This window comes from Bacillus sp. 522_BSPC, assembly GCF_001076885.1.
Taxonomy (GTDB): Bacteria; Bacillota; Bacilli; order Bacillales; family Cytobacillaceae; genus Niallia; species Niallia hominis.
In genome coordinates this window covers 24,915-36,616 of record NZ_JVDT01000078.1, presented here as the reverse complement: position 1 = coordinate 36,616, position 11,702 = coordinate 24,915, and the positions used below count along the sequence as shown (strand labels likewise).

General features: G+C 34.9%; 13 protein-coding genes. 8 read left to right on the top strand and 5 right to left on the bottom strand.

The window, feature by feature from the left end:
- Positions 1-107 precede the first annotated feature (107 nt).
- Positions 108-1,304, top strand: coding sequence for an IS256 family transposase (locus tag ADJ83_RS06115; protein WP_031540362.1), 1,197 nt, complete (start codon positions 108-110; stop codon positions 1,302-1,304).
- A gap of 527 nt (positions 1,305-1,831) precedes the next feature.
- Positions 1,832-2,566 carry a sulfite exporter TauE/SafE family protein gene (locus ADJ83_RS06110; protein ID WP_031539461.1) on the top strand — a complete coding sequence of 245 codons (735 nt, stop codon included), beginning with the start codon at positions 1,832-1,834 and terminating at the stop codon, positions 2,564-2,566.
- A gap of 229 nt (positions 2,567-2,795) precedes the next feature.
- Here ADJ83_RS06110 and ADJ83_RS06105 read toward each other — a convergent pair whose 3' ends face one another.
- Positions 2,796-3,443 (bottom strand): cupredoxin domain-containing protein, encoded by a 648-nt coding sequence (locus tag ADJ83_RS06105; RefSeq protein ID WP_231512597.1) that lies wholly within the window; start codon positions 3,441-3,443, stop codon positions 2,796-2,798.
- Positions 3,444-4,264: 821 nt separating this feature from the next.
- On the opposite strand from ADJ83_RS06105, the gene spoIIP reads away from it, so the two are divergent.
- Both spoIIP and ADJ83_RS06095 read left to right on the top strand, forming a co-directional pair.
- Positions 4,265-5,134 (top strand): stage II sporulation protein P, encoded by an 870-nt coding sequence (spoIIP, locus tag ADJ83_RS06100; protein ID WP_269320391.1) that lies wholly within the window; start codon positions 4,265-4,267, stop codon positions 5,132-5,134.
- Between the two features lie 24 nt (positions 5,135-5,158).
- Positions 5,159-5,563: a hypothetical protein gene (locus ADJ83_RS06095; protein WP_048717239.1), complete on the top strand. Its 405-nt coding sequence runs from the start codon at positions 5,159-5,161 to the stop codon at positions 5,561-5,563.
- A 90-nt stretch (positions 5,564-5,653) separates the two neighbouring features.
- Here ADJ83_RS06095 and ADJ83_RS06090 read toward each other — a convergent pair whose 3' ends face one another.
- The 3 genes from ADJ83_RS06090 to ADJ83_RS26475 all read right to left on the bottom strand — a co-directional run bounded on the left by ADJ83_RS06090 (position 5,654) and on the right by ADJ83_RS26475 (position 7,304).
- Positions 5,654-6,091, bottom strand: a complete 438-nt coding sequence (locus ADJ83_RS06090; RefSeq protein ID WP_031539466.1) for a hypothetical protein — start codon at positions 6,089-6,091, stop codon at positions 5,654-5,656.
- Between the two features lie 110 nt (positions 6,092-6,201).
- Entirely contained in the window at positions 6,202-7,146 is a 945-nt protein-coding gene (cysK, locus tag ADJ83_RS06085; protein ID WP_031539467.1) for a cysteine synthase A, read from the bottom strand.
- A gap of 23 nt (positions 7,147-7,169) precedes the next feature.
- A complete protein-coding gene (locus tag ADJ83_RS26475) occupies positions 7,170-7,304 on the bottom strand; it encodes a hypothetical protein (protein ID WP_269320390.1) in 135 nt (44 codons plus the stop codon).
- 399 nt (positions 7,305-7,703) lie between these two features.
- On the opposite strand from ADJ83_RS26475, the gene ADJ83_RS25965 reads away from it, so the two are divergent.
- The 4 genes from ADJ83_RS25965 (at position 7,704) to ADJ83_RS06065 (ending at position 9,748) form a co-directional block, all read left to right on the top strand.
- A complete protein-coding gene (locus ADJ83_RS25965; RefSeq protein WP_031539470.1) occupies positions 7,704-7,961 on the top strand; it encodes a hypothetical protein in 258 nt (85 codons plus the stop codon).
- Positions 7,962-8,537: a LemA family protein gene (locus ADJ83_RS06075; protein WP_031539473.1), complete on the top strand. Its 576-nt coding sequence runs from the start codon at positions 7,962-7,964 to the stop codon at positions 8,535-8,537.
- Positions 8,537-9,313 (top strand): TPM domain-containing protein, encoded by a 777-nt coding sequence (locus ADJ83_RS06070; protein ID WP_031539475.1) that lies wholly within the window; start codon positions 8,537-8,539, stop codon positions 9,311-9,313. Before ADJ83_RS06075 ends, ADJ83_RS06070 begins: the two co-directional genes overlap by 1 nt.
- Positions 9,314-9,472: 159 nt before the next feature.
- A complete protein-coding gene (locus ADJ83_RS06065) occupies positions 9,473-9,748 on the top strand; it encodes a CC/Se motif family (seleno)protein (RefSeq protein ID WP_031539477.1) in 276 nt (91 codons plus the stop codon).
- 48 nt (positions 9,749-9,796) lie between these two features.
- Here the strand turns inward: ADJ83_RS06065 and ADJ83_RS06060 are convergent, their stop codons facing one another.
- A complete protein-coding gene (locus tag ADJ83_RS06060) occupies positions 9,797-11,608 on the bottom strand; it encodes a carbon starvation protein A (protein WP_031539478.1) in 1,812 nt (603 codons plus the stop codon).
- Between the last annotated feature and the right edge of the window lie 94 nt (positions 11,609-11,702).

Below are 11,702 nucleotides of genomic sequence, written 5' to 3'. Positions count from 1 at the left end.
GAGAGTATAAAATATTTTGTGTAAATGAAAATTTCCATGTAAAAAGGAAGACCTTCTCTTGGTAGAATTAAGTCACCACAACCAATCCTAGAAAAGAGGTCTTCCCTATGAATCAGTTTACAACAGAAATTATCGATGCACTAGTAAAAAAACAAGATATTACCGAGGTTTTTCGTTCGCACTTGGAAATGGCGATCAACTCGCTACTTGTGACAGAGTTAACGGAATTTCTAGATTATGAAAAATATGACCGTATTGGCTTTAATTCAGGCAACTCACGCAATGGGTCTTATTCGCGTACGCTTCACACAGAGTACGGCGATTTAGCCATTCAAATTCCACGTGATCGCAATGGTGAGTTCAAACAACAGACCGTGGCTCCGTATAAGCGTTCGAATGATACGCTTGAAGATACGGTGATTCACCTGTTTAAAAAAGGCATTACGATGGCTGAAATTGCCCAGTTAATCGAAAAAATGTACGGCCATCACTATACGCCTCAAACGATTTCGAATATGACAAAAGCGGTTTCAGAAACAGTCGATGCATTTAACAACCGTTCGTTGCATAATCGTTACGTATGCGTGTATTTAGATGCGACGTATATTGCCGTGCGTCGTGATACGGTGTCCAAAGAAGCTGTCTATATCGCTGTTGGTATTCGCGAAGACGGCTCTAAAGAGGTACTCGCTTATACGATTGCCCCAACAGAGTCTGCTTACAACTGGCAAGAGCTACTAGAAGAGCTGAAAGACCGTGGTGTAGAAGACGTCTTATTATTCGTATCAGACGGCTTAAAAGGCATGGCAGACGCTGTTTTCACTGTGTTTCCAAAAGCAAAATATCAAGTCTGTTTAGTTCATGTCGGTCGCAATATTATGCATAAAGTACGCGTAGAGGATCGCAAGGAAGTCTGCGAAGATTTTAAAATGATTCACCAGGCAAAGGACGCCGAAGCAGCTGAGCTAGCACTTGGGCAGTTCTGCGAGAAATGGAGCAAATCGTACAAAAAAGTTACACAAGGCTTACTAAATAACCCGTATTTACTGACGTTTTATCAGTTTCCAAAAGCAATTTGGCGAAGCATCTACTCGACCAATTTAATTGAGTCGTTCAATAAGCAAATCAAAAAATATACAAAGCGCAAGGAACAGTTTCCGAACGAAGAATCACTGGAACGTTTTTTAGTGACGCAGTTCGAGGACTACAATCAACGTTTCGCCTCACGCTGTCACATCGGCTTCAATCAGGCACGTGCAGAGTTGGAAGAGATGTTTGAGCAGCTACATGAACCGACAAACTAACCGGGACGTGCCAGCGCGAAATTTGGGTGTCTAGGAAAGGGCTAGCCCTTTCCTAGACACCCAAATCAACACTTCGAACAAATCTATTTGAATACGAAGGTGATCATCTACCTTGAGAAGTTGAAAAGTCATTTACACAAAAATATTGACAGTACCACTGTATATTATGGCGTATTTTTTATATAAAAATAGTATCTTGTTTTAAAAGGATTACTGAATAAACCCAAAATAAACTAAATTTTCTATTTAACATTTTTTTATCCTTACTCCTCGATTTTGGCTCCCTTTTTCAGTGACAAGTGCTCGGATTTCCGTTAGAGTGGTTCAATCTAGACGAAATTCCCAAAAGTGGTAATTTAAATGAATTTGTTTAAACCTTCAGAAAAATTTCAGTTACTCATAATTTCTGCAAAAATAAATAGTAAACTAGCATTTAATGATTGATTTTTGGATAATAGGAATTTAAATCATTAATATATCTAACGAACAAAAGGGTCATTGGAATTTTAGGGATAGGGGGATAATAAATGTATGAGTTCTTTAGTCAAATCAGTTATGTACTTAGCCAACCATTCTATAATTTGATAAGCAGTACGGAAGGGATTCCGATTTTATTTGCCTTAGTTTTAGGACTTGTTGGAGCCTTAACACCTTGTCAATTCACAGGAAACTTAGGAGCTATTACGTTATATGGAAATAAATCTATACAGAAACGAATGGCTTGGAGTGAAATTCTTTTTTTTATACTTGGAAAAGTTGTAGTCTTTACCACTCTTGGGATAATCATATGGGTGTTAGGAAATGAAGTAAAATCTATTCTTGCTCTCTATTTTCCGTGGTTTAGAAAAATAGTTGGACCGATATTAATACTAATTGGCCTTTTTATGCTTGGCATTATTAAATTCTATAAATCTATTACCTTAGGAAGTATCCCAGAAAGATTAATGAAAAGTGGAAAAATAGGCGCCTTTTTAATGGGAGTTAGTTTTACACTTGGGTTCTGTCCAACCATGTTTGTATTGTTTTTTATTACCTTAATGCCAATGTCCTTATCTGTTTCTTACGGGATTGTTCTTCCAGGCGTTTTTGCCTTGGGTACTTCTTTACCTTTAATACTTGCTGCATTTTTTATTTGGTATTTTGAATTAAGTGGAAAATTAATGAAGAAAGGAAGAAAAATAGGATTAATAGTTCAAAGGTTTGCGGGAGTGATAATGTTGGTTTTGGGTATTTTTGATACGATAACTTATTGGGGTTCCTAATGAAGAAACGATGAAGTCTATGGGAAAATCGATTTATCGGTTCATCCCATAGACTTGAATAGAAAGGGAATCATTTATTTTTCGGAAAACCTTTTGCTTGTTCTTAAGTGATTCATTCAAGTAATAACTGCCTATAGAAGTTTATTTATAAGGATGCTACCAATTTAACAAATTAAAAGTAAATACTGAACACAAAACACTAATTTTGTTATTATGCTACTGTTATACCCTATGATATTATCAAAAGCCCCACCATGCCATTTTCCTTATGACCGGGAAGAGTACAGTAAAATTCATAAGTTCCTTGTTCTAGAGGGGTAAAGGTTAATTTTGTTTGTTTTTTGGCAGGTGCATGCAAATGAAGGTTAGTATTATTGTTCATATGGTTCCGATGGTTTATTGATTCCTTTCCAGAAAATAAAATATCCTTAATTTCAATATCATGCTCGATATTATCTTCATTTTTAAGGATAAGTGATACCTTTTCCCCTTTCTTTAGGGTCACTTCTGATGGGTTATATGAAAACTGGGAGGGTAATACCTTAATAGTCCATTCAAGTGATGTATTTTCCTTTTTTACCAAATCACTTTTATTGTTTAAATGGTGAATTTGTTGTTGAGATGAATTAGATTTAGATAACATTTGTTTATCTAATTGACTTCCAATAAGTAAGTAAGATGATAAGAAAAACAAGATAAAAAGTGGTTTGAAAATCCATTTTTTGGTTTGGATTTTTTCTCCTTTATTAGAGGAACCTGATAAAATAGGAAATAAAAACAGACTACTAACAGTAAGGGCCAGAAGTAGGTTTACCATAATAATTGATTGATCATAGGTAATCATCTCCCCAAGCATGGCTCCCATCATACCACCCATTAGTCCACCCATAGAACCTTCAAGTGAAGGAAGGATTCCAAATATCCCCCCTAAAGCAGCTCCTACAAAAATGCCTATTAAAACAGAGTAAAGTGTGGAATGAAAAAGGTTCCCTTGAAATAGTGATCCGAAAAAGACCCCAACGGTTAATCCTATACTCGTACCAATTGCCATAGAGAGTATCATACTTGACATCCCTCTTAATCTACTTCTAAAGAAAAGAGACATTGCTATAGCTGTTATGAAAATAAGGCAAAGAGTTAACATGACAAAGTAATGAAAGAAATTCAATTATTTCGCCTCCTTTTTACATGCTATATAATATGTTTATTTGTGATTGGACATGCCAATAAGTTGGGAAAGAAAGGAATCAGGTACACTTTAAAATTGCTCACCCTTATCGATGTTTACAACTTTATTTTCTGAATGAAGGATGTACTCTATTAAAATAATAGGATTTTACTAGTCTTTCTGTTCTTTTCTTTTCATAAAATAGAAGACATTCAAATTTAAGAGGTGTAATAATATGAGAGAAAAGAGTAAGGAAGATTACCTTTTTTATTCAACTTCATTCGATCGTTATGATTCTATTTATATCAATATTTGGTATAGTGTTCACTGTAAACTTTTTGGATTTTAAGCACAAATTCACTTCAACTTTCATTCATTCTACAAGTGAAGGAATTTCTTCTGATTTTTTTCTCTCATTGATGGCGGGTGAAATTGGACAACTTAAGGCTATGACAGATAAAGAGAATAGCTGGCAAATTTCTATCCCAAAAATTCTATTTACTACAATGACGAATATATGACCAGACGATATTCAAACGTTTTTAGGTCGAGAACTACCTGGATTTTCCTCTTATCATACAGAAATAGCAGTGGCAGGAAATGGAACCAATTTAACTAATATACCTGTTGAGTCTGCTCCTCCACTAGAGGTATTATTAAAGGAAATCGAAGAATCAGAGAAAAAACCAGTTTCTGAGCCAAATCCAAATAATAAACAAGAATTTCCCACTACGCCAGGGGAAAATGGAGTATTTGTATATCATTCACATAGTTGGGAAGCGTTTATACCCTTCTTAAGTGGTGTTAATAACCCAGATGAAGCTGTTAGTATTAATGAAGATAAAAATATTATTGCAGTTGGTAAGAGGCTTCAAGAGGAATTAATAAAAAGGGGGATAGGTACAAGTCAAAGTAAAGCAAATGTAACGGAGGAGCTAAAGAAAAAGAATTGGAATTATAATCATTCTTACGATCTTTCAAGAGGTTTAGTACAAGAAGCCTTAGCAACCGAAAAATCGATAAACTATTTAATAGATATTCATAGAGATTCACAGCCTAAAGAGATTACTACTACAATGATAAATGGAAAGCCATTTGCTAGATTGTTTTTTGTGGTAGGAAAAGAAAATAAAAATTATGAAGAAAATTTACATCTTGCAAAAGAATTACATCAAAAATTAGAAGAAAAATACCCTGGAATAAGTAGAGGAGTATTTGTAAAAGGAAAGGATGAGGGAAATGGTGTATATAATCAGGACCTTACTAATAAATCTATGTTACTAGAATTTGGTGGTGTCGAAAATAACATGGAAGAACTCAATCGTTCTATTGAAGCCTTTGCTGAAGTATTTGGTGAATATTATTGGAAAGCAGAAGAGGTTAGCGGGAATCCAGCATAGAATATAATTATGTAGGGAATAAATATGAAATTTATGAACAATTATAGTTTAAGTGAGTTGATAAATGTGTGTATTTCAAATAATTTTATGGAACAACAAGCTTATAAAATGAGTAAAGAGATCCAAAATAATTCATTTTACAAAGTGGTAAGAGCAGAAGATTCAGAAGGAAACGATTTAAAACTGCGATTACATGATGAACAATGGAATGGAAAAGATTTTATTACAAAAATCATTCTGGAAGATAAAAAAGGGAATTATTATTCTGTTAAACCTGATTATAATGGATTAAGGTTTGCAAAAGGAGAAATTAATTATAAAGAGTATTACAAAACAATGAGAAAAGAGAACTTCAAGGGATACGGTTATTTCTTTGTTAGTATCGTTTTCATTACACTGATGTTCTCGTTAATAAGGTTTTTAACCTAAAACATAATTTTAGAATGAAGTTTCATTTTATAAAGGAAAGGGCTGTATCACTAAAGCATTACGCCAAATTTGATACAGCCCTTCTTGAAATTAATTATGATGACCTTCGTGCTCCTCTTGTTGATCCTGTAGTGGTTCTTCTTTAGGTTGTTGTTGTTGATCCTGTTGTTGGACTGGGTCTGGTTGATTTAAACTTGTAATGGTATCAGGTATTGCTGTTATGACAAGAATGATTGAAATTATAGATGAGATCAGATAAACCCACGCTGCAGGGCGGTCTTTTGACCATTTCTTCTTTGCAACTCGTAGAAACCATATAGACAAAGCCAATGAGATAACCAAAAACACTAGTCTAATGGATGGTGGCATTGCCAATAAACTTGTACCTAACGTAGTTAGGCCTAACGCTATCAGTAGAGTATGAATCCAATGATGAGAGGAAGCTATAATGGCAAATAATACAGAACCAACTGCTTTTAGGAAGGTTCTTTCTTTTTTAGGATTCGAATGATTTTTATCTTCAGTCATGTGGCAGCCTCCATTAATTTTTAAAATATAATGTATGGATAGTAAAAGAAGAGGTCGACTCTTAATACTTCCCCTTAGGTGAGTCTAACCTCTTCTTTTTCATATTGTAACTAGTCTTGGAACAAAGCGGTTGATAGGTATCTTTCACCTGTATCAGGGAGAATCACTACTATTGTTTTACCTTTATTTTCAGAACGGGCTGCTACTTGATAAGCTGCAGCAATGGCAGCACCAGATGAGATCCCGACCAAAATACCCTCTTCTTTTGCTACACGTCTGGATGCTTCAAAAGCGTCCTCATTAGAGATTTTTATAATTTCATCATAAATCTCTGTATTTAAGACATTAGGAATAAAACCAGCTCCAATTCCTTGAATTTTATGTGCTCCTGAGTTTCCGCCAGATAAAACAGGGGAAGATTCGGGCTCAACCACAATAGAAAGGAGAGATGGCTTACGTTTCTTTAGAACCTCTGAAATTCCGGTAATGGTTCCTCCAGTACCAACACCACTAATTACAATATCAACATCTCCTTCTGTATCATTCCAAATTTCAACTGCTGTTGTTTTTCGATGAATCTCAGGATTTGCAGGGTTATTAAATTGTTGAGGAATAAAGGAATTTTGAATATCTTCTGCTAGTTTATTAGCTTTTTCAATCGCTCCTTTCATGCCTTTTGCACCTTCCGTTAGCACAAGTTCTGCCCCAAATGCTTTTAATAATTTACGGCGTTCTATGCTCATTGTTTCCGGCATAACAAGAATACAGCGATAGCCTTTTACAGCAGAGATATAAGCTAGAGCAATTCCGGTATTTCCACTAGTTGGTTCAATAATAACCGTATCTTTATTAATTAGCCCTTCTTCTTCTGCTGCTTCGATCATGGCCAAACCAATGCGATCTTTCACACTTCCTAAAGGATTAAAATATTCCAATTTTGCCAAAACTTCTGTCCCTGTTTCATTACTAATTCTATTAAGTTGAACAAGAGGGGTATTACCTATTAATTCTGTGATATTATTAACTACTTTTGGACGATTAAGTTTTATTGACATATTTTCAAACCTCTCCTTATTTTTTAATCAATGAAATAAATGAGCCCTCCAATTACAACAAAACCAATTATCCAGGGCCAAATCGATGCCATTAAAGAATCCTTTTTTGAATGTTTATCATTACTAGAATGATTATGACCACCACCACAACAACTCATAAAAATCTCTCCTTTCCATTAATTAAATAAAACTTTTATCACAGTAATAAGAATAAATAATAAATATGGAGAAAATATGAAGTATCAATGGAGAAATAATAGATTCACAATTTGTTCACATTCCTAAGGGATTTTAATTAAATAAGATATTTTCCTTTTTAAAATAAAAAGTCTAAAGTTCATTGGAGCAATCAAAATTTATCGGGTGATAATTGGATAATATAGATACGAAATAAATTAGTATTGTTATTAAGAAATATTAATTTGCACTTTTTATTCAAAAAAGCATAGCATTTTTTCGATTCTTAAGAAATTCTCATATCTAATTAATCTTGAGTTCAGATTTCCTATATAAAATGAGATAAAAGATCTATATCAAAAATGAGAGGAGACGATCATTTGCTTCTTATTAGGCATAAGTTTGAAAAAGGACAATGGAAATATTCAAATAAACTAGATTTATGGTTAACTAGAGGGGAAAATTTAGATGAGGTAGGCTATCCATATGGTTTGCACTATCAACTTAAATATAGTACTCATGAATGCAATGATCATCAATATGGTTATCATAGATGTCAATTTATATTTCCATTATGTGCAGACCTAGATAATCCCACTGAAATAAAAAAACCAATTGATAGAAAGGAGTCTGTATAAGTGAAAAAAAGTTTCTTGGTATTCGGAATAATAGCAACGGTAATACTAATTTTAGGTGCTTTGATTGTACCTAACTATAATAGTTTTATTGATTTGGAGGAAAATGTAGATCAATCGTATGCTCAAATTGAAAATCAGTTACAAAGGAGACTTGACTTAATCCCAAACCTTGTTAATACGGTTCAAGGATATGCCGCACATGAAGAAGACGTACTAACAGAAATATCAAATGCCCGCGCTAGGTTAGCAGATGCCAATTCCCCAAAAGAAGAAGCAACAGCTAATAATGAATTATCTGGTGCTTTAAGTAGATTACTAGTTGTAGTGGAAAATTATCCCGATTTAAAAGCGGATCAGCAATTTTCTCAATTAATGGATGAATTATCTGGTACAGAAAATAGAATTTCTGTTGCTCGAAAGGATTATAACGAACGTGTTGCAGAATATAACAAAAAAGTAAAAAGCTTTCCTGGGGTGATTGTGGCGAATGTAATAGGTTTTGAAGAAAAGGAATATTTTGAAGCTGACCCTAGTGCACAACAAGCACCAAAGTTTGACTTTGAAGGCAAAGAATAATGAGGAGTAAACGGATCTTCAGTATTTTGATGCTATTATTCACCATTTTTCTTTTTGCTGGGAAATCATTTGCTGAGATGCCCCAAATTCCAGATCCTATTGGAGATATATATGTACAAGATTTTGCAGGTGTTTTAACTGAGCAAGAAAAAATAGAGGTAGGAAGGATTGGAAGTAATGTTGAGGAAAAAACAACCGCACAAATTTCTGTCCTAACCGTAGAATCAATTGGTGATCAATCGATTGAGGAATTTGCAAATGAGGTATTCCGTCAATACAAAATTGGCAATGAAGAAGAGGATAATGGAATATTAATGGTTATTGGGATGAATCCATCATCAGGTAGTGATGAAAGACCATTAAGAATTGAAGTTGGTTACGGTTTAGAGGGTAGACTACCAGATGGGAAAGTTGGTAGGATTCTTGATGAAATTACAATCCCATACTTACAAAAGAATGAGATAAATCGTGCTATAATTGAAACATATAAGGTGCTAGCAAGTGAGGTATTGGCTGAATACGTTATTGAAGGAGAAAAACAACAAGTCGAGCAGCCAACTCAAGAGCTTAGAGAAGATGAGGGGATTGGGATTCCCTCATGGTTATTGATCATTATTGTTGTGGTAGTATTGTATTTAGATTTTAAGTTTTTTGGAGGAGTCCTTACTCATATTCTTCTTTCTATCCTCTCACGAGGAGGAAGAGGCGGAGGGGATGGTCCTAGAGGTGGTGGCGGCGGTTCCTCAGGCGGTGGCGGTGCAAGCAGGGGATGGTAAAAGTCGTTTGTACCCAATAATTCTTTTATTTCTAATGAAACTTTCTATACCAATTTTTAGTCTATCAAATTTCAATCTTAAAATAGTTCATTTTTAAATTCGTATACTAAATTAATATATATAATATGGATTGCCAGGTAGAAAAGGAGGGATTGGTGAATGCATGTGGAAATAGACGAAGAATCAAAAAAGTGGATTGAATCTAAAGGAAATCAACTAACAGTAAAAATGTTAGAAGTCGATGCTTGCTGTGCACCATGTGTTCAAGAATTAGTTGCAATTCCAGGGGAACCTAAAACGTTTGAACAATATAAACTATTAAAAATAGGAAATCTTACAATCTATATACAAAATTTCTTATACAGTAAAGAAAAACTCACATTAAAAATATCAGGTGTAAGCTTTTTAAAATCTATTTCTGCAAAGATTCAATAGGATAAAAAAAACAGCACCCAAATCACTTGTGTGAATGGGTGCTGTTTTTTATGCTACTTCTGCTTCTGATTGTTTTACTAATTCCACCTGTGGAATTTTCCATAATGCAATCCACTTCTTGATAGCTGCAACCAATATTATTATACCAAGGATCAACATAACTATTGAAAGTATTCCATTTATTACGTTATATCCAGCACTTTCAGTATTCAAGTAGACATTCGTCACCATCCAATATCCACCAACCATAACAGTTACAAATAGGTATGCAAGAGGGATTAAGCATGTAAGCATGTACCATCGCTTGTTGGCTATTTTAAGAATCACTGTTGCACCAATAATTAAACCAATCGAAGCCATTAATTGGTTGGAAACTCCGAAAAGTGCCCAAACAGAACTTATGTCTCCGGAGAAAAGTAGATAACCCCAGAAGAAGGAGGCAAGAGCACTAGCAATAAGATTTGCTACTAATGAGTCCGTCTTTTTTAACGGTTTAATAAAGTTTCCAAAAAAGTCTTGTATCAAGTAACGGGCAACCCGTGTCCCAGCATCAATAGCTGTTAAGATAAAGACAGCCTCAAATAATATGATGAACTGGTAAAAATAAGAAGCGATTTTTTCAAAAGCTGGAAATTCTGTGAAGATATATGTCATTCCTGCAGCTAACGTTACTGCACCGCCCGTTCTCCCATTAAGGTCCTGTTGAACTTGTCCTTCTAAAGTATCTAATTCGACGGTTTGCATTCCCAGTGTTTCATATGCCTCTGGTGTTGAATTGATAGCAAAGTAATCTCCTGGCTGCATGGAGATAGCTGCTATTAAAGCCATGACACCTACTACACACTCAACAAGCATAGCCCCAAATGCAACAGGTTTAATATCCTTCCAACGATTAATCATCTTTGGTGTAGTACCTGAACCAATAAATGCATGGAAACCCGAAATTGCTCCACAAGCAATGGTAATAGAAATGAACGGCCAAACTGGACCGGCAACAATTGGACCTCCACCATTAATAAATTCTGTTAATGCCGGAAATTGAACAGTTGGATTTACAATAAAAACCCCAATTATCAATGCACCAAACACACCAATTTTCATAAAAGTACTTAAATAATCCCGTGGTGCCAGTAATAACCAGACAGGTAAAACTGCGGCAAAAAATGCATAGGTTGGAAGTGCTATTGCTAGAGTGCTTTTTTCAAGTGTTAAAAAATCACCAAGCCATGTACCTTGCAGGTAAGGCCCAATAGCGACAGCAACCATTATAAGAAGAAAACCGACAGTAGATGCAAGTTTTAAGTTTCCTGTCTTTTTATAATATAAACCAACACCCATTGCGATTGGAATCGTCATACCTACAGCAAAGGTTCCCCATGGGTTTCTTTCTAGTGCGCCCAAGACTACTAATGATAGACCTGCCATCGTAATAATAATGATAAATAACATTGCTAAACCAGCACAAAACCCTGCGACAGGACCAAGTTCATCCTTGGCTACTTCTGATAAAGATTTTCCATCTCTTCGCATAGATGCAAAAAGTACGACTAAGTCATGAACAGCACCACCGATTACCGCCCCTACTAATAGCCATATTAAGCCTGGTAAATAACCGAACTGTGCTGCTAAAATTGGACCAACTAATGGACCTGCAGCAGCGATTGCCGCAAAATGGTGTCCAAACGCAACCCATTTATTCGTTGGAACATAGTTTTGACCGTCTTCCATTCTATGAGCTGGAGTCGGTTTTGTTTCATCTTCGGTAACTTTTAAAACTTTAGCAGTCATAAAAGTACCATATAATCGATAAGCAATGGCCAAGATACAGAGAGCACCTATTACAATTGTAATCGCATTCATTTCATCATTCTCCTTTATTATTTGGCTTAATTTCATTTTACAAATGAAAACGGGGATATTTCATTTTTCAAACTAAATTACACAAATAACAGGA